Here is a 23,048-nt window from a genome sequence, read left to right as displayed (position 1 = left end):
GGCCACATCCAGCCGTACCATAGACATCCAGTGGCGTCTTTGCAGCCATCAGCCTGAACGCAGAGATTGTGGATCCCTGCACGCACCACGACCCGCTGGCAGTCAAGCCGGCTGCACAGCCAGTTGGGCTTTGGCCTCACGCTGACGCTGCTTGGTCGCCTTCATGGCCGCGATACGCTTGGCCTTGTGACCCGCGCTCTGCGCGACCCCAATACGTGCTTCTCGGATGGCCTGTTTGTGATCCTCCGACAGTGACTTTCCGCGTTTGGCATCGCCAATCTTGCGCTTGGCTGTATCCGTATGGGTGTCGCCGGCCTTCAGGTAAAAACGGTGTTTGCTCGAATTGCGCTGGAGGATGCGCGCGGTCGTGATGTTCATTACCCCGGTCTCTCGGGCTTCTTTGCTCGTCCAACTGAGAACCCATCCCCTGTCGGGATGGCGCATCCTCTTCGTGAGCTTGCCCTCTTCAATTAATTTGGCGACCTGCTTGAGCTTCCTCAGGCCCCACAGATCCACATAGTCCGAAAAAGACAGGGCGAATATCTTTCCCCTACTAGTCTGGTAGGCCATACGGCCGCGGTAGTGTTTTTCAAGCCACTCCTGAGTAGCAGCCTGGGTCTCGAGCCACGTCATGATTTCCTGTTTCATCTTTTCTTCCTTATTGTTGGCCTCATATGGGTATACGACGCCGGTATGGCGACCGTCGATATTTATGCCGCATAGGTAAGAGCATAATATATCATCCGACTGACATTGCATCATTGGCTAACGACATAAGAAAGAACAATCTCTCTATAGAGAGATTATCCGTCCTTAAGACGCTATCCAACGAAGTACTATCAGGCGTTGTCCGCGCCCTCCCGCGACGTGTCTGGCTCTTCAAGCCAGCCACGCGCGCCTCGGGCCGGACGGGCTCTTCGCGCCTGCTGCTTTCGCACCCATCTGTCGATGGCTGCTCATGGCGCCACTTCGCTATCGCTCCGTGGAGAGCGCCATGAGCGGACTTCCAGTCTACCCATTTGGTTTTCTTGGCTATTGGCTTTGGGAGAGGGTGCCGCGGCCAGGGCAGCGACCGCTATCATGCCAAAAAGCCCAAAATCCGGATATTTTTGAACGCGATTTCAATAGCTTATATTCGACATTGTTCCGAGATAATACGTGCATACCCCAGCTGAGCGGAGCGGACGAGCCAATCTAACGTGCATAGCCGTATCTCGCTGTGCGTTAATCCAGACAGCGTCCTGATTCAGTCTCAGGTTGAACGGCAGGATAGTGGCAGTAGCGTTCCAGATATGAGAGCTAATCGAGCTCACATGTAGGAGATGCAGATGTCCGTGCTGAAGACCCTTAAGCTGAGCACCGCCGCTCCGGCCGCTTCGGCCAACGATCCCCTGAGCCGGGCGCGCGAGAAGCTGCTCGGTCAGCTCGCCGAACAGAAGGATATGGTGAGCGCCACCCTCGAAGGCCGGCTGTACGAGCCACCCAAGACCGTAGGGATGCGCAAGGACACGTCGGGTCAGCGCGTGCGGGTGGAGGTAAACCGCCGTGTGCGAAAGGGCTGGTTTCAGGACGAGGCGGGCACCGTGCATTTCATCATGCGGGTTGGTGGCAAGCCGCTGGAGCTGCAGCCGGGCAAGGCCGCCATCAGCATCGGCAGCCTGGACAAACTGCCCGCCACGCTCGACGCGCTGATCACCGCGGTTCGTGCAGGAGAGTTGGATCCGCAGATCAAGGAGGCCGCAGCTGCGCGCGGTTTGATGATGTCCGAGCGGCGGAAGAAGGCCGCGTGATCTCACTGGCCATGGCGAACGCTGCCGGCAGCTGCGCCATGGCCACACAAACTTTTTAGTCCGTACTAAACCCCCTGGGGATCCATGCGGCAGACGGCGCTGAGGTGGTCGGGTCGAATACCGCGATTTCGCAGATTTTCTGAGTGCGGCAGCAAGAGCTTAGCGGTGCGATCGGCCGCCAAGCGATCAATGTGCAGGCCCTGGCAGTCTGGCTACCTTCACGTCGAATCGCAGTGCCAGATCGAACAGCGTGGCTTTTCGGTACTGACGATCGCGTTGCCAGGTGGGGGCGTTCGGGTCGCCGATCATCCGCATCTCCAGCAGTCCGAACCAACTGAGCGGGCGCAGGACCCGGCTCTCGAAGGCGTATGCCGGGAAGTCCACGTGGCCTTCGATCAGCGCCGGCTCCCACACCGTACACGACCGCATCAGGTCCTCGGGCAGAAACCACCCCTCACCTGCCACGGACAAGCACCACAGCACGATGCCAATGTGGTTCTGCGGCCAGGCCTCGAACGGCACGCGATCGAAATAGCTGAGGTTTGTCTGCCAGAAGATTGTCGCGAAGAGTTTCGCGAAAAGCTCGGCGGCTGCCTCGGCCTCAGCGAGACCACTGCCGAGTTTGGTCGCCAGCAGCCGCTTCTCGCGCTTTCGCAGCAACCTGGCGGTCTGCGCGGTCAGGCGGGTAAGCTCGACAGGCAGCACGTCGGCCTCGTTGAGCACCTTGTTCGTGGCGAGCGCGTTGACTTTGTCGTAGCCGGGCCAGCTCATTACGTCGAAAATTGCCAGCACGTCGGCGCGGCTTAGTACGCCGGTAGCGGTCAAGGTGAGGCCGTCGATTGCCTGGGCCCGCTGGATCATCAGCCGAGTGGTCGTGAGCAGCGGGGCGTCGGCAACGCTGCTGCTGTCGAGGTCCGAGGCGAGGGTGATCGCTCGTGGCACGGTTTGGCCGCGACCTAGCAGAAGTGCGTCCAAGCTGGGCGGGGTCAGCATGGCCCAGAAGGGCAGATCGGCCGGCGTCATCATAGCCTGCATCATCTCATCGGAAGCCGGCATTCGGCCAGCACCGCTGCAGGGCATTTGGAGCGCCGTCCTGTGCCGTTGCAGCGTCCCGCGCAGCTAGGTTGCCCCTGGGGCTATCCCGGCGGTCCTGGAGCTTCCTACGCAATGGACGACACCCCCTGCCCACCAAGGTATCGCTGAACATGCTGCGGCTCTGGCTCACCAGCATTGGCTTCGGGATCGTTACCGCTTGGTACGAAGGGCTCGATCCGCTCTCACCCTACCTTTACGAATGGATCATCCTCGGCGGCATCGCATTCTTCGGCGGTGGCGTCTTACTGGCAGCAGCTATCCTCCGCAGCGGATTGCTCGTGCTGATGGCGTTGGGTGCCGTCCCCCTGGCAATGGGTTACGCAGAGCGCCTCTTGGCCGAGGGCATCAAGCCGAGGGCTGCCTTTCACCGCTACACCGAAGATCCACCCGTGGGGTTGGAGACCTGGGTCGAGGGCAGCTACTTGTATGGGCGAATCACGAACCGGCACCCGCGGAATTGGCTGCGTCTGGCTATGGTGTCCTGTCGACCGATCTATGCGAACGGCAATCTCAGCCAGCGTGTGCTGGAGGTCTCTATCGGGGCCGGAGGTTGGATGGCGCCGGGGGAAATGGCTCAGGCGTCACTCGTCAGCGCAAATGGCCTTTCGTGGCAGCCCGGTTTGGCCATTGAGCGCACACGTTGCTGGGTCGGTTCTGCAGATATGTACGAGGCGTCGGCGTTCACGCCTGCGTTCACCTACTTAAAGGACAAGGATAACCGGTACGTTTTTCAGGTTAAGAACACTCGTAACGACGCCAACCTGACCCGGGTGTCATTCAGCTGCTGGGTCACCTTCGATGGTCGGCGCAGCAAGACGGACCTGATCGTGCGACCGTTGTACCAGGATGGCTCGACATACTCAGTTCCACCAGACGCTACGATCGCCCTCTACAATGACGAATTCTTCGCCGGTAGGCACCTGGATAGCTGTATCGCACGCGATGTTTCATGGTCCATGATCAGATAGAGCATCAAACCGATGCGTTAAATCTAATATAATTCTTTATCGCGCCGGATCATTATAAGTTTAAGCCATCTTTTGTGTCAATTTTTGTCTGCCGCAGCGTCAAAGCTTGCCGCCTCGGTCCCCGCTACGTGATCGGGATTGTCGGCCGATGAGCAAGCAGCCTCCACCTGCATATGGCATGCTCCGGGTTGACGACGCAACGTTATTACATTCTGCTAGGGCTTCTCCGCACCGAAGTGAAACATCGATGCCGCAACTTCACGACAAACGCCTGCCCGTCACGGTCCTTTCCGGCTTTCTGGGTGCCGGAAAGACCACCCTGCTTAACCACGTCCTGCACAATCGCGAGGGCCGGCGGGTCGCGGTGATCGTCAACGACATGAGCGAGGTGAACATCGACGCCGATCTCGTGCGCGAGGGCGGCGCCGACCTCTCGCGGACCGACGAGAAGCTCGTGGAGATGACCAACGGCTGCATCTGCTGCACGTTGCGCGACGACCTTCTCGCCGAGGTGCGGCGGCTGTCGGAGGCGGGGCGGTTCGACTACCTGCTGATCGAGGGGACCGGCATCGCCGAACCGCTGCCGGTAGCCTCCACCTTCTCGTTCCGCGACGAGGACGGTGTCGCCCTTTCCGACGTCGCCCGCCTCGACACGATGGTCACCGTGGTGGACGCCGTGAACCTGCTGAAGGATTACGGCTCGAACGACTTCCTTCGCGACCGTGGCGAGACGGCGGGCGCGGAGGACACCCGCACCCTGGTCGACCTGTTGGTGGAGCAGATCGAGTTCGCCGACGTGGTCGTGATCAACAAGGCGCGGGACGTCGCGTCCGAACAGCTCGCCCTGGTTCGCTCGGTGGTGCGGGGGCTGAACGGCGACGCACGCATCGTCGAGACGTCTCACGGGCAAGCGCCCCTCGACGCGATCCTCGACACCGGGTTGTTCGACGAGGAGAAGGCGCAGCAGCACCCGCTGTGGTTCAAGGAGCTGTACGGCTCCCACGAGCATGTGCCGGAGACTGAGGAATACGGCATCTCCTCATTCGTCTACCGGGCGCGCCGGCCCTTCGATCCGGAACCCTTCAAGGCCTTCATCGATGCGACCTGGCCCGGCCTCATCAGGGCCAAGGGCCACTTCTGGCTGGCGACGCGACCGGATTGGGTCGGCGAGTTCTCGCTGGCCGGCGCCGTCGCGCACGTCTCCGCGATGGGGTTCTGGTGGTCGGCTGTTCCAAGGAAGCGCTGGCCGGAGGCAACGGAATTCCGGGAGCGCCTACACACAGTCTGGAGCGAGGTCTGGGGCGACCGTCGCCAGGAACTGGTCTTTATCGGTACCGGCATGGACCGGGCTGCCATCACCGCAGCCCTGGATGCATGTCTCATCGAGACCGGACGTGATGTGACACCGTTCGATCCTGCTCCTTACCAGGCTCTGCCCGACCCATTCCCGGCCTGGCGTCGCGCCGCCTGAAGAAGCCGGGATCGTGAAGCGCGAGGTTCGGGGATGATCATGATGCAGGCCAATCGACGCCCGAGTGCCGCACGATCGGCGACTGGGGCCGTCGCCCGCCAGAAGAGAGGGCTTCCCATGCATGTCCGCGAGGTAGACAGCGTGGAAGGCCTCGCGATCATTCGGCGTCCCGGGGTCAACCTCACGTTCTGGCCAAGGGCGCTTCCGGCAGAGGTCGTGGCCTACCTTCCAGCAATGGTCTCGGCCGGTCTTACGCCGGTGCGATGCGAAGCGCCCCACGATGCGATCGAGGCCGAGCTTCGCACTCTGCTCCCGCCTAGCCCGTTCCGGGATTGGCTTGCCGCCGATGCCGCGCTGCTGGCGCGGACCCTAGCGCAACTCACCGGCACGCGCCGAGTCGTGCTTCGCATCGAAGCGATCGTGGGGGATGCCTGTCGCCTGTTCCACGCCGATGCCGTCGCCTTGCGCCTCGTCACGACCTATGAAGGCCGCGGGACGCAATGGCTCTCGGATGCAGACGTGGACATATCGGACCACGGCGGTGACGTACCGGAGGACCGCATTTACGAGATGGCTACCGGCACCGTCGGGGTCTTCAAAGGCTTGCGCGGCGTGACGGGCAAACATCCGCTCATCCACCGCTCTCCTCCTCGGCGGCCAGGGGACCCCGTGCGGCTGTTCCTGGCCGTCGATCCGGCGACTCACTGAGGATGGGCGTCGGGTCGGTCAGGCACCCGCTGATCTCTGCCGTAGGCTTGACGACCGCCGTGGCGATTCTGTGCAGCAGCTTCCTGACGCTGCGCTGCCGCACCGCCTACACCCTACTGCTCGGCTTCATCGGCGGCGCTGTACTGGAAGTGGCGTTGTTCGGCCCCCTGTCGGAAGCCATCGAGGACGGTGCGGTGATCCTTGGGTCGGTTGGCATCGCCCGATGCCTCGCTGTCACCATCAGCTATTAGTTGTGAGTCTGAACGGTCGCCCGTTCAACATCGTAGACGCTATGGCCCTCGATTTCGTTACGCGCGACGGGATCCGAAAGCCCTGGTCGCCTGGGATCACGCGCTGCGAGGACATCGTCGCGTAGCTTTAGAGACAAGCGACGCGTCTTCACTCGGGCGGAGTGCGACGCTGCCGCTGTTGCGTGGACGTTATTGAGGAGCGTGGATGCATCATTGCGTATTGTGCGCGATGGTCGCTTGGTGTCGGCTCTACTCACGCATTTCGACGCCCTGCTCATCTCCCAAGCCACCCCTGACTGGGAGGTGTCCATGAGAGTGATCGGGCGCACCATGCGACACCTGACCGACGAGGTTGACCCACCAGGTCAGGTGGTCCGCGACATCATTCTGTTCAGTCGTCTCCAGGCTTTCGGAGATGCAGGAGGTCTTGAGATCAGTGGACCGGGACCGGGTATGCGCGATTACGAGTTCAGGAAGCCATTTCAAAGGGCGGACCAATTCATTGGAGCGGACTAAGCGCGGATAGTTAAATCAAAATCAGGTCTAATACCCGATATGAGAGGCTGGCTCTCTGCGCACGAAACTGCTGAACGCATCAATCAAAAGTTGTATCTAGCGTGCCAGTTTCGAAGTATCGCAAAATTGAGAGCGGCTATTGGTCGCCAGACCTAAAGTTTTAATTTTGCAGATCTTTAAGTATTCTGCTTCCAACAGGGGTAACCTTTTTGGAAGGCTATTTGGGCGGCCCTAGCGGCGGCCTCAGCTTTCGGCGCCTGGAAACCCATTCCGTGAAGATAACAATAAAACTTCGGCTCATTCTATTGCTCAGCGGCCTTGGTTTGGTCTTGCTTGCGACGACCGCGTTGGGAAATTTCGCGCTTCACTGGAATCACGCAAGTCTAAAAACGATATTTGACGATAGGGTCGTCTGCCTTCGACAATTCAGCATGATTCGCGATGCCTACGATGACTTGCTAGACGCCTCGCGTATGCTACGAAGCAAGCAGATCGAGTCGGCTAAAGCCAGGAATAAGATCGATCGCAACATGTCGAAGCTTCACGCGGAGTGGTCGGCTTATTTGGCGACTTATCTAACCCCGGACGAGAAAATTCTAGTAAATGATCTGAAGAAACAAATTGATCAAAACGATCTGATTGTCACCGAAATCCTTAGGCGCGTTGCCGCTGGTGCCGGATCGGATTTCGATGCCACACATGTAGATCTTATCAAAAGCTTGCAAGCTACGAATGCGACGCTGAGCAAGCTAACCGCGTTGCAAGTCCGGGAAGCTGAGGCGGAGTATCAGCGCTCCGAGACGACTGCTGGTTGGTCGCGCCTTGCGCTTCTGACCGCGCTTGTTCTTGCTGCACTCAGTATCGCTTATGGCGTCTATGTTATCATCTTCCAGGTTACGCGCCCGCTTGGCAGCTTAGTTGGCGTGCTACAGCGTATGGTCCTCGGTGAGATCAATGCTGAGATACGCGAGGCCAGTCGCGGTGACGAGATTGGCGCGGTGGGTAAAGCAGTCGAGGGCATCAGAACCATGGTCGCCCGCAAGGCTGCCGAAGAGGCTGAGATCAAGCGTCGCGCAGATGAGGCGGCCGCTGCTGAGCGTAAGCGCACCATGATCGAGTTGGCTGACAGCTTCGAGCGGGCGGTAGGGGGTATCGTCGGGGTGGTGTCATCCTCGTCCACCGAGCTTCAGGCGACTGCTCAGCAGATGACTGCAACCGCCCAGGAGACGGCGAATCAATCAATTACTGTGGCCGCAGCCGCGGAAGAGGCCTCGTCCAACGTCAACACCGTCGCGGCAGCGGCCGAGGAGCTGGGCTCGTCGGTTCAGGAGATCGGTCGGCAGGTGCAGGGTTCGGCGAGCTTGGCCCAGGCGGCCGTCGGCGAGGCTGCCCAGACCGCCCAGCTCGTGCAGGCTCTGAAGGCCACTTCGGCCAAGATCGGCGAGATGGTCGGCCTGATCTCCGGCATCGCGGGCCAGACCAACCTCCTGGCCCTCAACGCGACCATCGAGGCGGCGCGCGCCGGCGCGGCCGGCAAGGGCTTCGCGGTGGTGGCGACCGAGGTGAAGGCCCTGGCCGAGCAGACGGCTCGCGCGACGCAGGAGATCGCCAGCCAGATCGGCGAGATCCAGGGCGTGACGGATCAGGCGGTCTCGGCCATCGGCACCATCGCTCACCGCATCCGCGAGATCGACACCGTCGCCACCAGCATCGCGGCGGCCGTCGAGCAGCAGGGCGCCGCGACCCAGGAGATCGTGCGCAACGTCTCGCAGGCCGCGATCGGTACCTCGGAAGTGACCGGGACCATCGCGGGCGTGGCCCAGGCCTCGGAGGAAACCGGGGCGGCGGCCAGCCAAGTGCTCTCGGCGGCCTCCGAACTGTCGCGGCAATCGGAACATCTCGGCGCGGAAGTTGAGCGCTTCCTCGCGACGGTTCGCGCCGCCTAACCTTGCTTAGGTGGATCCAGTACGCACCGTTGCCATTCGAAGGTCCGCTGAAGGCCCAAATAGGCTCAAAAGCGGACCTTCGCAAAACCACCCGACCCGGCCATTCCGCCTCCGACCCAAGACGGCCGTAGAAAACGCTGTAGGCAAAACCCGAAAGCAGCCATGAATTGCATTCGGATAGAAGAAACTCAGGGCGCAAAGCGGTAGAGCCGCCGGGCAGCAGTAATCGCCTGATAGCAGATCTCTCGCTGCTTCGGCTTGCCGACTGGAGTGTCTTCAAAAACCGAAATTCACCTGCCGACTGTTGCCGCGCTTGAGATTATGGAAACGCGACAGAGCAAATAGAGGAAAGAACAGGCGGTATCCATGGTACTTCAGATAGAAGACACGCGGAAAGCCGACAGCATTGTAGGCGCGCTCTTGCCATTCCCCCTGTGCCCCCTGGCTGCTCTGAAGGTAGGCTGCGCCCTTCGAGACGGCCGGATGATCGGCCTGCCCAGCGGCCATCAGGCCCAGCATGGCCCAGGCTGTCTGCGACGGTAGGCTCTCGGCATTTTCAACGTAGCAGCCCACGTCGTAGCTGCGCTCGTCCTCGCCCCACCCCCCGTCGGCGCGCTGGATCGAGATCAGCCAGTTCACGGCCCGTCTTACCATCGCATCGTCGTGGGGCACCCCGGCAGCGTTCAGGGCGCAGAGCACCGACCATGTTCCGTAGATGTAGTTGGTGCCCCAGCGCCCGTACCAACTGCCGTCCGGCTCCTGCTCGGCCCGCAGGTAGATCAATGCCCGATGAATGACCGGACGGTCTTCTTCGCGTCCGAGCTGCGCCAGCAGCGAAACGCAGCGTCCCGTGACGTCTGCCGTGGGCGGATCCAGTAGCGCGCCGTGATCGGAGAATGGGATATGATTAAGAAACTCCCGATCGTTGTCAGCGTCGAAGGCCCCCCAGCCGCCGTTACGGCTCTGCATGCCGACGATCCAGCGCCGTGCCTTCTCGACTGCCTCAGCGTGCTCAGGCCGACCGTTGCGGTGAAGCAGCATGGCGACGACTGCCGTGTCGTCGACGTCAGGATAGTGGTCATTGCGGTACTGGAACGCCCAGCCGCCGGGCTGCAGATCCGGTCGGGTTTCCGCCCAGTCGCCTCGCACCTCGGTGACTTGGCGGGCCACCAGCCAGTCACAGGCAGCGTCCAAGTCCTTCTGGGCGTCGACGCCGCCACTCCTGCATGCCTCGATTATTGCATGGCCTGACAGGCTGGTGTCCCAAACTGGCGACACGCAGGGCTGGCAGTAGATTTCATTCTCGTTCTCGACGAGCAGCTTGTCGATTGCCTTCCAGATCGTGATGCAGCGCGGATCGTTCCTGGGGTAGCCCAGCACGTCGTACATCATCAGCGCGTAGGCCATGGCCGGGTAGATCGCGCCCAGGCCATCCTCGCCGTTCAGGCGCTCGTCTACGAAGGCAACCGCCTTGGCAATGGCCTTATCCCGGGCGATCTTCGAGAGCACTGGCTCGGTCACGCGCAGAAAGGTGTCGATGTACTTGAAAGCTACGCCCCAGCGGGACCGATAAGGGCCGCGGATCCAGTCGCGAACATTTTCCGGTGAAGTCCGGAAAATCTCATCGAAGCTCAGCCCCTGCGGGTTGCGTGCTCGCGGATGCAGGGCTTGTAGGACGAGGAGCGGGACGACGCAGGCGCGTGCCCAGTACGACATCGCCCAGATGTTGAAGAAGAACCACTTGGGCAGGTACATGACCTCGACCGGCATGACCGGCACGCCGCGCCAAGGGATTGCTCCGAACAAGGTAAGCTGAATGCGCGTGAAGACATTGGCGCGTTCCGCGCCACCATGATCGAGGATCGCTTGCCGCGCTCGGATCATGTGCGGCGCCTGTGGATCGTCGCCGATGGCCTTGAGGGCACAGTAGGCCTTTACGCTGGCAGAGAGGTCGAATGCCCCAGCATGGAACATCGGCCAGCCACCATGTTCGCCCTGAATGCGCCGAAGATACACTCCGATTTTGGCCTGTCGGTCGGGCGTGATGCGGTCCATGTAGTGCTCAAGCAGCACGTACTCGGCCGGGATGGTAGCATCCGCCTCCAACTCGAAAACCCAATGCCCGTCGCCTCTTTGGCGCCTCAACAAGGCGCGGCCGGCACCAGCAATGCTCTGCAGGATCTCGGGCGCGGAGAAGCGTGGCTCCGTGTTCATCGCTGTGCTCGTAAGGGGCTGGATAGGCGAGAAAGGGCTGAGCGGCTAAAAGCGCGTCATGGCGAGAAGACGCTCGACGACCGCCGCTCGTTGTTGGACATCCATTGGGTAGAGCCCGAATGTTTCGGAGGCCCACAACCCATTCGTGACCAGGCGCAGGATGCTGGCCTTGACGGGGTCGGCTTCGGCTAGATCCTCATCCAGCCATTGAGCGGCCAGCTCACGCCACCTGTTAAGCAAGGTTGGATCGAACTGCATGGCAGCCGCGATGGCGACCCCAAGGCGGTTCTTGTCCTGTTCAAAATACGCGGAGGCGTAGATGGCGGCGCGAACCCGTCGTCCACGGGGATTGAGATCGGCCGCTGCATAGCGCTCTAGGTCGGCCTTAAAATGATCGAGGAGGTCGGTCATCAGGGCGTCGAGCAAGTCGGCCTTGCTCGAGAAATGATGCAGTAGCGCCCCCTTGCTCGCTCCGGCTTGCTTCGCGACTGCGTCGAGGGTGAGCGCCTGGATGCCCTGTTGCGCGGCGATCTGCGCCGCCGCGGCGAGCAGGCTCTGCTTGAGGTCAGCAGCTTTCTTAATCTGCGCAGGAGAGAGGCCCATCGCCACCCACTACCGTCCAGCCGGTCTTTTATCAAGGGACGTTTGTGCGTCCGATGTTTGCCAGCCATCGGTAGAAAGGATGGCTGGTAGCCGAACTAACGAACGAGGTGGGGGGCCTGAGCTGGTACGGCGGCAATGTCCATGCTCAAGCATCTTCATCAAAGACTAGACCGGCGGGACGAACCGTCAGCTGCCGATCATGCATTCTGTTATTTCGCCGTAAAAAATCTCCCCATCATCTTCGATGGATCGCAGTCAACTGAGGAGATAACGGCTCATGAGTTCGCTTGCAGCTCGGCAACCGTATTCGGGCGCATCCTCGCCAGACCTCGGAGGAATAAGAGTGATGAGGTCCCGCCCGCTCAAAAGGGCCGCGATCTCACTCTCCGTCAACGTCATCGAGCGCGCTTGGAACAAGGCGATGCGGACGTGCTCATCGTATCTCTTCGGCGGGGCGTGTCTGAACATCGGCTGAGAGGCCGTGAATGATCGCGTCACGACCGGGACGGAACGCCGGTTCAACATCCCGCGATCTTTGCCAGACATGTTGCGGATCGAAGCAACGTACCTCACCGACGTCGGATACCGCACGCAGATGGGAAGGCGTCCCATACGATATCCCACCCTCACGCAGCCCAACCTCGACGAAGTCCGGCCGCGCCTCGAGCATCGTTGCGCAGTGCTGCTGCCAGGAAGGCGCCGGTATTGGTTGCAAGGGAGCCCAGCGAGGGGTCGTCGAGGTCAGGAACTCGGGCCTGGGCTGAACCGACGCCGGCGACACCAAGTCCTAGGGTTGATGCAATGAGGCGAATTTGTATCGTCATATGAATTAGGTCCTACAAAGGACGTAAGGGTTTAGAGGCCTCGACGGGCATGCAGGGTGCGGCGCCTAGCCGCCGCACATCCCAGAACACTTAGGATACGGAACGGTTCCGTATCGCGAGGGGATATCATTTGCCACGGCAAGCGACCGCGGGCCCGCCAGCTCATACGTGCACAGGACCGGCACGCACCGGACGGCGAAGCGTGTCTGCTGTGGTATCGCGCCTGTCAGGGACACATCCAAAAAAATGGAACGATTCCGTTTATTAGTCGTTCAGCTGGCGACCGACGATGCTTGCGTCATGCGATAATCCACCTGAGCGACCCGATGCGCTACCTTCGTTTAGCCGGACTGTTCCTGCCCATGATGGCCGCCTCTCTCGTGACGCCGGTCCGCGCCCAGGAGATGCCGGGCCAATCGATGCAGCCTAAGTTGTTGATCCGCGGTCACTATTGCGGTCCAGGGAACGACGGCCCAGGCGTGGCGCCGGTGGATGCGCTCGACGCCGCCTGCATGCGTCACGATGCGTGTATGCCGGACGTCGGGTTGCCCTCCTGCGGCTGTCATCGGCGGCTCAAGCGGGACGCCAGCCTGATCGCCGCCAGCCCGCGTCATCCCGAGGACATTCGGATGCTGGCAGGCTTGATCGCGCGGGGGAGCGATTTGATGATGTGCCGAGAAGGCCATGCCGCCCGCAGCAACTGATCCAGACCGGACAGCGGTAGTCGGCGAGATGTCCGCACGCCCGCATCAAGGCACATCGGTCGCGAGGGAGATGCTGCCGCAGCCTCCCTCGGAGCCGACTACGACAAGCTCATTCGTTGGTAAGCTTCAGGGGCGGCAGCTCTCGAGGAAGAACTCGACGGTGCGCTTCAGGGCAGTCCGTTTTACATGTGTCAATTCTGCCCGTTCCAGCCCCAGGACTGCTCGGTCGACCGGCGGACGCATGGTCAGGTTCAGGAAGCAATCGGCGGCGAAGCGGATATCGGGAACTTTGATCTCGCCAGCCTCGACAGCCTGTTCGAGGCATCGCTCGATCAGGGAATGAAGCCGTGACTGCCCGAAGTCGTTCATCACCAAGGCGAATTGCGGGAAGCGTATCGCCTCGGCCGTGATGATGCGCTGGAACGCGATGACATCCGGCGTCAAAGCGACCTTCAGCGATGCGAGGGCGATCCGGTGGAGGCAGTCGCTTGCCGATCCGACATGACCCGCCTCCCGCTCAATGACGGGGATGCGCTCCTCAATGAAGCGCAGGAAGACGGCCTCGAACAGGTCGGCCTTCGAATTGAAGCGGACGTAGAAAGTCTTCTTCGAGATCCCCGCGGCAGCCACGATACTGTCAATGCTGGCGGCCTCGAACCCTTCGGCCAGAAAGATCGGCGTTGCGGCGTCGAGGATGCGCAGGGTCGCCTCGCCCTCAGTCCCGCGTGCGGGACGCCCCGGGCGCCGCGCGCTCGTCAGTGTCGTTTCACTCGACATGATGCGTTGCCATTTCTACCCGGCGGAAACGTATCAGGAGCTTTTCCGCGAAGAAAGAGCCCCATGCCACATCGGGTGATCCCCGGTGATGCGATGCGCACACCTGATTTGGGAAAGCCGGTTGCACGCAATTGACTCCCCGTCTAAGGAACGGATCCGTACTATTTAACTGCGATCCGAGACTGGCAACGCGATGGCCGAAAGCGAACGGGACACGGGGTCGGGATCGGCGGACGACAACCAACGGCGTGAGGACGACGCCCGTGGATCGAGCCAGGACCGCAGAAGCCGGGATCAGAAACGACGGACACCGGAGGCCAAAGGCGACGGAGTTGAGGACGGAGACGCGAAGGCGTCTTCGCCGCTGAAGAAGACCTGGGTGAAGGTGCTTCTCGTCGTGATCGTGATCGCGGTCCTCGTCGGCGGTGGAGTCTGGGGATGGCGGTACTGGACCGTCGGGCGCTTCATCCAGGAAACCAACAACGCCTACGTCAAGGCCGATCAAGTGACGGTCTCGCCCCAGGTCTCGGGGTACGTTTCCTCACTGCCGGTGTCGGCGAACCAAGTCGTGGCTGCCGGTCAGATCCTGCTGACCATCGACGACGGCGAGGCGCAGGCGAGGCTCTCCGAGCAGCAAGCGCTGGTCGACGTGCGACAGGCCGACGTCGCCCGAGCGGAGACCGAGCTCTCGCGGCAGCAGGCGCAGATCGACCAAGCCAAGGCGCAACTGTCCGCCTCGCAGGTGACCGCAAAGTTCTCGTCCGATCAGGTCCGGCGCTACAAGCCGCTCGCCGCGTCGGGCGCCGACACCGTGGAGAAGCTCGACCAGTATCGCAGCCAGGCCGAGCAGAACGAGGCGCAGGTCGAGATCAACAAGGCGCAGCTGCTGTCGGCCACCAAACAGGTCGACTCCCTGAAGGCGGCAGTGGTCCAGGCCAAGGCGGCGGTGGATCAGGCCCGCGCCGGGCTGCTCCGAGCCCGCATCGACATCGGCCACGCCACGATCAAGAGCCCCATCGCCGGCCGGGTTGGCGACCTGACCGCCCGGGTCGGCCAGTACGTCCAGGCCAGCACGCGCCTGATGAGCGTCGTGCCGGTCGACGACCTCTACATCGACGCGAACTTCAAGGAGACCCAGATCGGCCTGATGCGGATCGGCCAGCCGGTGACGGTTTCGGTCGATGCCCTCTCGGGGAGGGATCTGCAGGGGCGCGTGGCCAGCTTCTCGCCGGGTACCGGCGCGCAGTTCGCGCTGATCCCGCCGGAGAATGCCACGGGCAACTTCACCAAGATCGTACAGCGCGTGCCCGTGCGCATCCGCTTCAAGGCCGGTGCAGAGGCCCGCAAGGTGCTGGTCCCCGGCCTGTCCGTCGTCGTCTCGGTCGACACCCGCGCCGCTCGCGCGGAGGAGGAAGACGAGGAGCCGGCCGAGGAGCCTGTGGCGCAGGTCGGCCCGGGCGGACAGGTCGGCCGTTCCCGCTCGGCGGGCGCAAAGCCATGAGCGCACACCACACCCCACCGGCCAAGGCCGATGCTGCCGCTTGGCTCGCCGTCGCGGCCGGGACCATAGGCGCGCTGATGGCGACCCTCGACACCTCCATCGTCAACGCGGCCCTGCCGACCATCCAGGGCGAGGTCGGCGCCAGCGGCTCGGAGGGAACCTGGATCTCGACGGCCTACCTTGTCGCCGAGATCATCATCATCCCGCTCACGGGATGGCTCGAACGCGTCTTCGGCCTGCGCAACTTCCTCGTCACTTGCACGATCCTGTTCGTCGGATTCTCGGTGCTGTGCGGCGTGGCGACAAACCTCAACATGATGATCATCGGTCGCGTCGGCCAGGGGGTGGCCGGCGGCGGCATGATCCCGACGGCGCTCACCATCGTCGCCACCCGTCTGCCGCCGGACAAGCAGCCCGTCGGCGTCGCCCTGTTCGGCATGACGGCGGTGCTCGGACCGGTCGTCGGTCCCGTCATCGGTGGCTGGCTCACCGAGAACGCGAGTTGGCACTACCTGTTCTTCATCAACGTCCCCATCGGCCTCGGCCTTCTCGTGCTGCTGTTTGTCGGTCTGCCACACGAGAAAGCCCAACCGGCGCAAGTGCTCGAAGGCGACTGGTTCGGCATCCTCGGCCTCATCATCGGTCTCGGCTGCCTCACCGTGGTGCTGGAGGACGGGCAGCGCGAGCAGTGGTTCGCCTCGAACCTCATCGTCTCGCTGAGCGTCGCTGCGACCTTCGGGTTTGTCCTGCTCGCCATCGGGCAGTTCACCGCGAAGGCACCCGTCATCGACATGAGCATCCTGCGCACGCGGGCGTTCGGCAGCGTGTTCCTGATGAGCTTCGCCGTCGGCGGCGGCCTCTACGGCATCCTCTACCTGATTCCCCAGTTCCTCTCGCAGGTGCCACGCTACAACGCCGAGCAGGCGGGCCACATCGTGCTGCTGTCCGGCGTCCCGACCCTGATGATGCTGCCGTTCTTCCCCCTCCTCATTCGGGTGATCGACGTCCGGATCGCGGTAGCCCTTGGCTTGGTCTTCTACGGCTGGAGCTGTTTCCTCGATTCCGGCCTCACAACCGAGGATGCCGGCGGCCAGTTCGTGGTCTCCCAGCTCCTGCGCGGGGTCGGACAGGGCTTCGCGTTGCTGTTCCTCAACCAGGCCGCGACGAGCTCAGTCCCGCCGGAAAAGGCGAACGACGCCTCCGGCCTGTTCAACGGAGCCCGCAACCTCGGCGGCTCCTTCGGCCTGGCCCTGATCACCACCCTGCAGGAGCGACGCAGCGACCTGCATACGGACCGCCTACTCGAATCCGTGAACGCCAATTCCGTCCTGGCGCAGGACCGCTTGAATGCGATGGGCGGTGCCGGCGGACCCGACGGCATGCGCCAAGCTCTCGCCGGCTTCAAGCAGATCATCGACGCCCAGGCCCTGGTGATGACCTTCTCCGACCTGTTCTTCGTCTTCGGCGTGATCATGCTGGTCGTCATCCCGCTCGTCCTGTTCCTGCGCCCGCTGCCCAAGGGCGGCCCGGTCGCGATGCATTGAGCCAGCCATGATCCCCAACACACTTCTGCGGGGCATGCTGCCCGTGACGGCAGCCCTCCTCGGCGGCTGCGTGGTCGGCCCGGACTACGGGGGCGCACCGGTCGCGGCGCCACGCGCCGAGGCGGGTGCTCCGTTCATGCGCGGCGTCGCGGTTCGCAACGCCGTTGCCGTCGATCCGCCGGCCCGATGGTGGACGACCTTAGGCGACCCCGTCCTGAGCGACCTCGTCGAGGCGGCCCTCGCCTCCAATACCAACGTGCGGATCGCATCGGCGCGGCTGCTCCAGTCCCGGGCCGTGCTCGGTCAGAGGACGGCAGCCCTCGCGCCCAGCATCTCAGCGAATACCTTCGCCTTGAACAACCAGCTGCCGGTCAGGGATTTCGTCGGAAGTGGCCTCGGGTCGGCCGGGGGGGCGGTGCCGAAGTCACTGAACATCGACCTCTACAACGCCAGTTTCGACGCCACCTGGGAGATCGATATCTTCGGCGGCAAGCAGCGCGCCATCGAGCAGGCCGCCGCCCAGGGCGAGGCAGCAGAAGCGGCCGTGGCCGACGCGCAGGTGCAGGTCGCGGCCGAAGTGGCGCAGGCCTACGTGACCCTGCGCGGCGCCCAGAAACGCCTTGCATTGACCCAACAGGCGGCAACACTCCAACGCGAGGCGGTCGGCCTCAGCCAGCAGCGCCTGGCCGGCGGGGCCGCCTCGTCGCTCGACGTTGAACGCCTGCGCACCCAGTTCGAGACGACCGCCTCGCAGGCGCCGCAGTTTCAGGCGCAGATCGACCAATCCCTGAACCAGATCGCGGTGCTGGTCGCCCGCGAACCCGGTGCCGTCGATGCGGTGCTCAAACAACCCCGGGCCGTGCCGATGCCGCCGCGGGTGGTGGCCATCGGCGATCCCGGCGATATGATCCGGAGGCGGCCGGACATTCGCCGGGCGGAGCGGCAACTCGCGGCCGCCAACGCCCAGATCGGCCAGTCCGTGGCGCGACTGTTCCCGCGCGTGAACCTCATCGGCAACGCCGGCTGGGTCTCGCCCAACATCGGCTCCATCGGCTCGCTGGCGGCCTCGACCTACAGCCTCGGGCCGACTCTGTCGTGGAGCATCCTCGACTTTGGGCGGACCCTCGCTCAGATCAGGCAATCCGAGGCGGGCGCCGACGAGGCATTGGCGCAGTACGAGCAGACCGTCCTGCAAGCGATGCAGGACGCCGAGACCTCGCTGTCGCGCTACGGCAATCAACGCACCACCGTCGCCCGTCTGGCCCGGGCCAGCGCCTCGGCCGGCAAGGCGTCGATGCTGACCGATCAGCGAAACACGGCCGGCACGATCAGCACCATCGACGTGCTCGACGTCGAGCGCCAGCGCCTCCAGGCCCAACAGAGCCTCGCCCAGGCGCAAGCCGATTACACCACAGCCTACGTCGCGCTCCAGAAGAGCCTCGGCCTCGGCTGGGGTCTACCTGTCGAGCATACCGCCCTGATCGCACGCTGATCTCGTTTCCTTGCCTGAACGCAGTTGCCCGTGACTGCAACCAAGATCAACGACCAAGTTCTGGCATCAACGGTGGCGCTCGTCTGCTCCTATGTTGCGAATAACAGTTTGCCGGCCAGGGAGCTGCTGGACCTGCTGAGGCTGGTCCATGGAAGCCTGACGTCGCTCTTCCCGCAGCCTACTCCCCGGCCGGAGCTCGACGGGCGGCTCAGGATGACTCCCATGGCCATCCGAAATTCGATCGGGCCGGATGGCGTCGTCAGCTTCATCGACGGCAAGACCTATCAGGTCCTCAAGCGTCATCTCAGGGTCAACGGGCTCGAACCGGACGGATACCGCGAACGGTTCGGCCTGCCGGCCAGCTACCCGATGACCGCACCCGGCTACAGTCGACGCCGATCCAGGCTCGCGAAAGACATCGGCTTCGGAACTCGACGGCAGGGGGCGGCCTGAGGAGGGCGAGCGGGATCAGCCAGGTTTCCGCCCAGGACCACGCAGGGCACTCCTCCGCCCTATGCAGTTCTTCAACGGATCGCGCGAATGCCCTCATCGCGCGGTGCGACGGCCGGTTCGACCTTCCCGATCATCAACGGACCGGCCGTTTGCCGATTCCCGGGGGTCTCCCACCCCCGTTCCCCGCCCATGACCTCCGACGAGATGAGGGTGTTTGGCTCCGAACGCCCGATGGCCGTGAGGTGTCGATGAAGGCGGGATCACGCAGTCCGGGGCAGATCCTCTCAGAGGCGATTTCGCGATGATTGATGAAATCAAGATCGGCAAAGCGAAAAAACAAAGAAAACATCGTGCCCCTTTTTCTATTGGTATGACGATGGGTCTGTTGTTTTTGCTCGTATTTCTTGTTTGCGGTAGTTTGCTATACTGGACATATACATATAGAAAATCGCACGGCGTTGCCGCCACACCCCGTCACTCTCTGACCATGCCATAGCTATCCGCGTGATGGACTTGCGGGTCCCGATCATCGGTTACCCGCCGTCCCATTCCGTCCTCACCGTCCGAGATGCCGGTTCACCCGGAGGCAGTCCCATGCCAATCCCAAAGCGCAAATCACACGCTTATGCCGTCCTTTTGTCCGCCCTCGTCGGATCACTCGGAGCATGCGCCTCGCTTCCCCGCACACCCTACGCCGCGGGTGAATCCGCCGCGGCCGAGGTCGCGGGCATCCCCGGCGCCCGCGCCTTCTCCGACGCATCTGTCGAGACCTTCACGGCGATGCTGTCGAATGCGTCGGCACGCAATCGCCCGTTTTCCTATCTCGCCCTGTCGGGCGGAGGCGGTGACGGTGCTTACGGGGCGGGCATCATGAACGGATGGGCCGCCGCCGGCACCCGCCCAGAATTCAGCCTCGTTTCGGGTGTGAGCACGGGGGCGCTGATCGCTCAATTCGCCTTCCTCGGCCCGGCCTACGACCTGGTCCTCACCGAGATCTACACCAGCGGCGTCGCTGAAAGCTAGGTAAAGAATCCGAGCGTCGTGAACGTGCTTTTCAGTTCCGGGCTCTTCGGTGACGACCGCCTGCGGGACCTCGTCGGGCGCTACGTCACGCCTGACCTGCTCACCGCCGTCGCCGCCGAGCACGCCAAGGGCCGCCGTCTGCTGGTCGTGACCACCAACCTCGACGCCAAGCGGGCGATGATCTGGAACATGGGTGTCATTGCCGCCAGCGGCGCGCCCAACGCCGTGGATCTGTTCAGGGACGTGCTCACCGCCTCCGCGAGCATCCCTGCCGTATTTCCCCCGCAACTCCTCGACGTCCAAGTCGGAGACCGAACTTTCCAGGAACTGCATGTCGATGGTTCGGTGGTGACGCCGGTGTTCACGGTGCCGCAAGCATTCATGGTGGGGGATGGGCGAACCGGCGTGGCCCCGCGCAAGTCCGACATCTACGTGCTGATGAACGGCAGGGTCGAACCCGAGTTCGAACTGGTGACCAACAATACGCTGTCCATCGTCGAGCAGGCCGTGGCGACCGGCAGCCAAGCCCGAAGCCGCGCAAGCCTTGCGGCGACCTATGCCTTCTCGCGGGCTCACCGTATCGGCTTCCACCTCACGTACATCGACGAGGGCGCCCCACGCACCTCGACCGCTCGCGGCTTCAACACGGCCTACATGCGCAGCCTCTATCAAGCTGGCTACGACAAGGCCCGGTCCGGATCTGCATGGCGTGGGGACGTTCCCGTCTCCCCACTGGCGGCCAAGGTCATCGCATCGACGAAATGACCCACTCCCATCAGGGAGACCGTCATCAGCACGAGTGGATTCCCATGGCCCCGCATCGAACGATTGTATGCTTTTGGCTCGGCTACCTGTTGCTCGGACAGGCGAACGCCCAGGCGCAGGCCGGCGTCGCTCCCGAGGTCAGGCAATGGGTATCCGCCCTCGTGGCCAAGGTCCAAACCGCTGAGAATGCCGACGGCATTCCTCGGAACAGGCGACGCCCCGAGGTCGTCGACCTCAGGATCGTGGTCGGTGCGGATGGAGCGTTACGGGACGTTTCCGTCGAGGGGCGTTCCGGCTCGCGGACGACCGACGAGCGCGCCATCGCCGCGGTGAGGTCCGCAGCCCCCTTTGCCGCCCCACCGGAAGCCCTCCTCACACCTGAGGGGACGGTGGACCTACGCTTCCCGATGAACCTGACTCAAAGTCGATGAGGTGTTCCACATCCCGCCCGGGAGATTGTCTTCGTCAGCGCGACACCAAGGAGTCATCGACCTTTCCATCGTCGCGGTCCTGAAAGGGCGGGCTCACCCTGTTCTCGAGCGGATCGGACACCGCCGATAATTCGCGAACCATTTGGATGCGCATGGGAGTTCTTTCGAACAAAAACATCGTCAGCAGGGCGGCGTGGAACGACCGCATCCGCTATCGGGCGACATCCCTCAACGCCATTGGCACCTCGCTGGTGATGCTCGGATTCTTCCTGCCGGGGATCAGGCTTTGGGATCAATACGATCACAGCTTGGCGTGCTCCGAGGTCATGCAAGTCAGCCTTTCCTACATCAAGTCATAGCCCGGCTTTGTCAGCTTTATGGCCTTGGCAATTAGGTTAGCGCTCCACCTTTTGGCGGTGAATTATCTCGGAAAAATTCAGGACTGAAATTGATATACTCACTCAGGAAAACCTAAAATTCTGGATTCACGTGTTTGCTTTCCGCCTGTCGCAGGGCGTTGAGTGAACATACGGGTCTGGACCGATCATAGTCAGCCGCCGAACGCCCGCTTACCTTGAACCGTCCCCGAAATCGGAACAGCAGCAATCCACCCTGAACGGTCCTTCCCGCAGCGACCCGACGTGGCCACCGCGAAAGCCGTTGCTTTTTCCTGAAAGCGGTCACTCTCGGTTGCTGGGTGATGCTAGTTCAGATCAGATAAGTATCGAAGGTCAGGCGGAAATGCGGACGAATTCTTGACAACGCTGATTACCTCGCATGAGAGTCCTATGGACCTGGAACTATCTGACCTTCGCGAACGTCGCGCGCACATCGGCGACCAAGGCCAGTGGGTTTTCCATGGCCGCGAAATGGCCTCCCCTCGGGGGTTCGTTGTAAAGACGCAGGTCCGCGAAGCGCTTTTCCGCCCATCGCCGTGACAACCGCATCACCTCGCCGGGGAACACACTGACCCCGGCCGGCAGCGGAATGGGTTCGCTTGGCATACCGCCTTGGCCTTGCGCATTGTCCCAGTAGAACCGCGCGGAGCTGGCTCCGGCGTTCGGGAGCCAGTAGAGCATGATGTCGTCGAGCATGTGGTCCAACGGGATCACCCGCTCGGGCTCGCCGCCGCTGTCGGTCACGTCCTGAAACAGCGCGTAGATCCAGGCCGCCAGTCCCACGGGCGAGTCCGCCAGCGCGAATCCGATCGACTGCGGACGCGTGCTCTGGAGCTTCATGTAACCCGATTGCTCCTTCTCGTACCGCGCGATGCCGGACAACATCGCCTGCTCATCCGGCGTCGCGTCGGCGATCTCGTCCTCGGTTGGCCGGAACATCACCATGTTCAGGTGGATACCCGCGAGGCCAGGCGCGCGCATGTGCGCCAGCACCGTCACCACGGCCGCACCCCAATCGCCGCCCTGGGCGAACCACCGGTCGCCATAGCCCAGCCTCCGCATCAGCTCGACATAGGCGCCAGTGACGCGGCTAACGTTCCAGCCCGGCTCGGTCGGCTTGTCGGAGAAGCCGAACCCCGGCATCGACGGGATCACGAGATGGAACGCACACCGCGGATCTCCACCGTGCGCGGCAGGGTCGGTCAGCTGCCCGATCACGTCCCGGAATTCCAGGATCGAGCCTGGCCAGCCATGCGCCAGCAGGAGCGGTTGGGCATCGGGTTCGGGCGAGCGAATATGCAGGAAGTGGATGCCGAGGCCATCGATGATGGTGCGGCTGCTGCCCCAGCCGTTGATGAGGGCCTCTGTAGACCGCCAGTCGTAGCCCTCCTGCCAACGGCCGACCAAACGGCGGATGGCGTGCGAGGTCGGACCTTGCCTCCCGTCGGTGACGGTGCCGGCGTCGGGCCAACGGGTGCGGGCGAGGCGGTCCGACAGGTCGGTCAGGTCGGCGTCGGCGGCCCGGATCGGGAAGGACGTGATGGCGTCGGTCATGGCGGGGCTATCCCTTTGGC

Annotated in this window: 20 protein-coding genes and 1 pseudogene; 15 read left to right on the top strand and 6 right to left on the bottom strand. The window is 62.8% G+C overall.

What is annotated here, in order from left to right:
* Positions 1–102: 102 nt before the first annotated feature.
* Positions 103–648, bottom strand: a complete 546-nt coding sequence (locus tag MCBMB27_RS27245; RefSeq protein WP_075381775.1) for a hypothetical protein — start codon at positions 646–648, stop codon at positions 103–105.
* A 680-nt stretch (positions 649–1,328) separates the two neighbouring features.
* Here MCBMB27_RS27245 and MCBMB27_RS27240 point away from each other — a divergent pair.
* Positions 1,329–1,790 carry a DUF6641 family protein gene (locus MCBMB27_RS27240; protein ID WP_042672067.1) on the top strand — a complete coding sequence of 154 codons (462 nt, stop codon included), beginning with the start codon at positions 1,329–1,331 and terminating at the stop codon, positions 1,788–1,790.
* Positions 1,791–1,976: 186 nt separating this feature from the next.
* Here the strand turns inward: MCBMB27_RS27240 and MCBMB27_RS27235 are convergent, their stop codons facing one another.
* Complete coding sequence (locus tag MCBMB27_RS27235; RefSeq protein WP_075381774.1) at positions 1,977–2,846, bottom strand: hypothetical protein; 870 nt, start codon at positions 2,844–2,846, stop codon at positions 1,977–1,979.
* A gap of 149 nt (positions 2,847–2,995) precedes the next feature.
* On the opposite strand from MCBMB27_RS27235, the gene MCBMB27_RS27230 reads away from it, so the two are divergent.
* From MCBMB27_RS27230 to MCBMB27_RS27205, 6 genes are all read left to right on the top strand, one after another.
* Entirely contained in the window at positions 2,996–3,853 is an 858-nt protein-coding gene (locus MCBMB27_RS27230; RefSeq protein ID WP_075381773.1) for a hypothetical protein, read from the top strand.
* A 247-nt stretch (positions 3,854–4,100) separates the two neighbouring features.
* Positions 4,101–5,324, top strand: a complete 1,224-nt coding sequence (zigA, locus tag MCBMB27_RS27225; protein ID WP_075381772.1) for a zinc metallochaperone GTPase ZigA — start codon at positions 4,101–4,103, stop codon at positions 5,322–5,324.
* A 117-nt stretch (positions 5,325–5,441) separates the two neighbouring features.
* Entirely contained in the window at positions 5,442–6,032 is a 591-nt protein-coding gene (locus tag MCBMB27_RS27220) for a DUF1826 domain-containing protein (RefSeq protein WP_075381771.1), read from the top strand.
* A 47-nt stretch (positions 6,033–6,079) separates the two neighbouring features.
* Complete coding sequence (locus MCBMB27_RS27215) at positions 6,080–6,283, top strand: hypothetical protein (protein ID WP_139231623.1); 204 nt, start codon at positions 6,080–6,082, stop codon at positions 6,281–6,283.
* 51 nt (positions 6,284–6,334) lie between these two features.
* The gene (locus MCBMB27_RS31060) at positions 6,335–6,799 is read left to right on the top strand and encodes a DUF3658 domain-containing protein (RefSeq protein WP_083683758.1); all 465 of its coding nucleotides are present in this window, start codon (positions 6,335–6,337) and stop codon (positions 6,797–6,799) included.
* A gap of 272 nt (positions 6,800–7,071) precedes the next feature.
* A complete protein-coding gene (locus tag MCBMB27_RS27205; RefSeq protein ID WP_075381768.1) occupies positions 7,072–8,745 on the top strand; it encodes a methyl-accepting chemotaxis protein in 1,674 nt (557 codons plus the stop codon).
* Positions 8,746–9,021: 276 nt separating this feature from the next.
* On the opposite strand, the gene shc is transcribed toward MCBMB27_RS27205, so the two are convergent.
* Complete coding sequence (shc, locus tag MCBMB27_RS27200) at positions 9,022–10,959, bottom strand: squalene--hopene cyclase (RefSeq protein WP_075381767.1); 1,938 nt, start codon at positions 10,957–10,959, stop codon at positions 9,022–9,024.
* 45 nt (positions 10,960–11,004) lie between these two features.
* Positions 11,005–11,562 (bottom strand): TetR/AcrR family transcriptional regulator, encoded by a 558-nt coding sequence (locus MCBMB27_RS27195; RefSeq protein ID WP_051044805.1) that lies wholly within the window; start codon positions 11,560–11,562, stop codon positions 11,005–11,007.
* A 1,150-nt stretch (positions 11,563–12,712) separates the two neighbouring features.
* Here MCBMB27_RS27195 and MCBMB27_RS27185 point away from each other — a divergent pair.
* Positions 12,713–13,090: a hypothetical protein gene (locus MCBMB27_RS27185; RefSeq protein WP_075381765.1), complete on the top strand. Its 378-nt coding sequence runs from the start codon at positions 12,713–12,715 to the stop codon at positions 13,088–13,090.
* A gap of 126 nt (positions 13,091–13,216) precedes the next feature.
* Here the strand turns inward: MCBMB27_RS27185 and MCBMB27_RS27180 are convergent, their stop codons facing one another.
* Positions 13,217–13,867, bottom strand: a complete 651-nt coding sequence (locus tag MCBMB27_RS27180; RefSeq protein WP_052083636.1) for a TetR/AcrR family transcriptional regulator — start codon at positions 13,865–13,867, stop codon at positions 13,217–13,219.
* A gap of 379 nt (positions 13,868–14,246) precedes the next feature.
* On the opposite strand from MCBMB27_RS27180, the gene MCBMB27_RS27175 reads away from it, so the two are divergent.
* The 7 genes and pseudogenes from MCBMB27_RS27175 (at position 14,247) to MCBMB27_RS27145 (ending at position 21,435) form a co-directional block, all read left to right on the top strand.
* On the top strand, positions 14,247–15,368 hold the full coding sequence (locus MCBMB27_RS27175; RefSeq protein WP_210165927.1) for an HlyD family secretion protein: 1,122 nt from the start codon (positions 14,247–14,249) through the stop codon (positions 15,366–15,368).
* On the top strand, positions 15,365–16,912 hold the full coding sequence (locus MCBMB27_RS27170; RefSeq protein WP_043351555.1) for an MDR family MFS transporter: 1,548 nt from the start codon (positions 15,365–15,367) through the stop codon (positions 16,910–16,912). Before MCBMB27_RS27175 ends, MCBMB27_RS27170 begins: the two co-directional genes overlap by 4 nt.
* Positions 16,913–16,919: 7 nt before the next feature.
* Positions 16,920–18,404, top strand: coding sequence for an efflux transporter outer membrane subunit (locus MCBMB27_RS27165; RefSeq protein WP_083683755.1), 1,485 nt, complete (start codon positions 16,920–16,922; stop codon positions 18,402–18,404).
* Positions 18,405–18,434: 30 nt separating this feature from the next.
* Positions 18,435–18,857, top strand: a complete 423-nt coding sequence (locus MCBMB27_RS27160) for a Ros/MucR family transcriptional regulator (RefSeq protein WP_236952849.1) — start codon at positions 18,435–18,437, stop codon at positions 18,855–18,857.
* A 594-nt stretch (positions 18,858–19,451) separates the two neighbouring features.
* A pseudogene (locus MCBMB27_RS27155) lies at positions 19,452–20,645 on the top strand (patatin-like phospholipase family protein).
* A 44-nt stretch (positions 20,646–20,689) separates the two neighbouring features.
* On the top strand, positions 20,690–21,076 hold the full coding sequence (locus tag MCBMB27_RS27150; RefSeq protein ID WP_043758472.1) for a cell envelope integrity TolA family protein: 387 nt from the start codon (positions 20,690–20,692) through the stop codon (positions 21,074–21,076).
* A 146-nt stretch (positions 21,077–21,222) separates the two neighbouring features.
* Positions 21,223–21,435, top strand: a complete 213-nt coding sequence (locus MCBMB27_RS27145; protein WP_236952848.1) for a hypothetical protein — start codon at positions 21,223–21,225, stop codon at positions 21,433–21,435.
* Between the two features lie 441 nt (positions 21,436–21,876).
* Here MCBMB27_RS27145 and MCBMB27_RS27140 read toward each other — a convergent pair whose 3' ends face one another.
* Entirely contained in the window at positions 21,877–23,028 is a 1,152-nt protein-coding gene (locus MCBMB27_RS27140) for an epoxide hydrolase family protein (RefSeq protein WP_075381762.1), read from the bottom strand.
* Between the last annotated feature and the right edge of the window lie 20 nt (positions 23,029–23,048).

Source organism: Methylobacterium phyllosphaerae, from assembly GCF_001936175.1.
Classification (GTDB): Bacteria; Pseudomonadota; Alphaproteobacteria; order Rhizobiales; family Beijerinckiaceae; genus Methylobacterium; species Methylobacterium fujisawaense.
Note: the sequence above shows the minus strand (reverse complement) of the source record. Positions and strands in the feature narration are given on the sequence as shown.

Excerpts from the sequence above, each read along its gene's own strand:
- MCBMB27_RS27245 (WP_075381775.1), bottom strand. The coding sequence starts at position 648 with ATGAAACAGGAAATCATGACGTGGCTCGAGACCCAGGCTGCTACTCAG.
- MCBMB27_RS27240 (WP_042672067.1), top strand. The coding sequence starts at position 1,329 with ATGTCCGTGCTGAAGACCCTTAAGCTGAGCACCGCCGCTCCGGCCGCT.
- MCBMB27_RS27235 (WP_075381774.1), bottom strand. The coding sequence starts at position 2,846 with ATGCCGGCTTCCGATGAGATGATGCAGGCTATGATGACGCCGGCCGAT.
- MCBMB27_RS27230 (WP_075381773.1), top strand. The coding sequence starts at position 2,996 with ATGCTGCGGCTCTGGCTCACCAGCATTGGCTTCGGGATCGTTACCGCT.
- zigA (WP_075381772.1), top strand. The coding sequence starts at position 4,101 with ATGCCGCAACTTCACGACAAACGCCTGCCCGTCACGGTCCTTTCCGGC.
- MCBMB27_RS27220 (WP_075381771.1), top strand. The coding sequence starts at position 5,442 with ATGCATGTCCGCGAGGTAGACAGCGTGGAAGGCCTCGCGATCATTCGG.
- shc (WP_075381767.1), bottom strand. The coding sequence starts at position 10,959 with ATGAACACGGAGCCACGCTTCTCCGCGCCCGAGATCCTGCAGAGCATT.
- MCBMB27_RS27195 (WP_051044805.1), bottom strand. The coding sequence starts at position 11,562 with ATGGGCCTCTCTCCTGCGCAGATTAAGAAAGCTGCTGACCTCAAGCAG.
- MCBMB27_RS27185 (WP_075381765.1), top strand. The coding sequence starts at position 12,713 with ATGCGCTACCTTCGTTTAGCCGGACTGTTCCTGCCCATGATGGCCGCC.
- MCBMB27_RS27180 (WP_052083636.1), bottom strand. The coding sequence starts at position 13,867 with ATGTCGAGTGAAACGACACTGACGAGCGCGCGGCGCCCGGGGCGTCCC.
- MCBMB27_RS27170 (WP_043351555.1), top strand. The coding sequence starts at position 15,365 with ATGAGCGCACACCACACCCCACCGGCCAAGGCCGATGCTGCCGCTTGG.
- MCBMB27_RS27165 (WP_083683755.1), top strand. The coding sequence starts at position 16,920 with ATGATCCCCAACACACTTCTGCGGGGCATGCTGCCCGTGACGGCAGCC.
- MCBMB27_RS27150 (WP_043758472.1), top strand. The coding sequence starts at position 20,690 with ATGGCCCCGCATCGAACGATTGTATGCTTTTGGCTCGGCTACCTGTTG.
- MCBMB27_RS27145 (WP_236952848.1), top strand. The coding sequence starts at position 21,223 with ATGCGCATGGGAGTTCTTTCGAACAAAAACATCGTCAGCAGGGCGGCG.
- MCBMB27_RS27140 (WP_075381762.1), bottom strand. The coding sequence starts at position 23,028 with ATGACCGACGCCATCACGTCCTTCCCGATCCGGGCCGCCGACGCCGAC.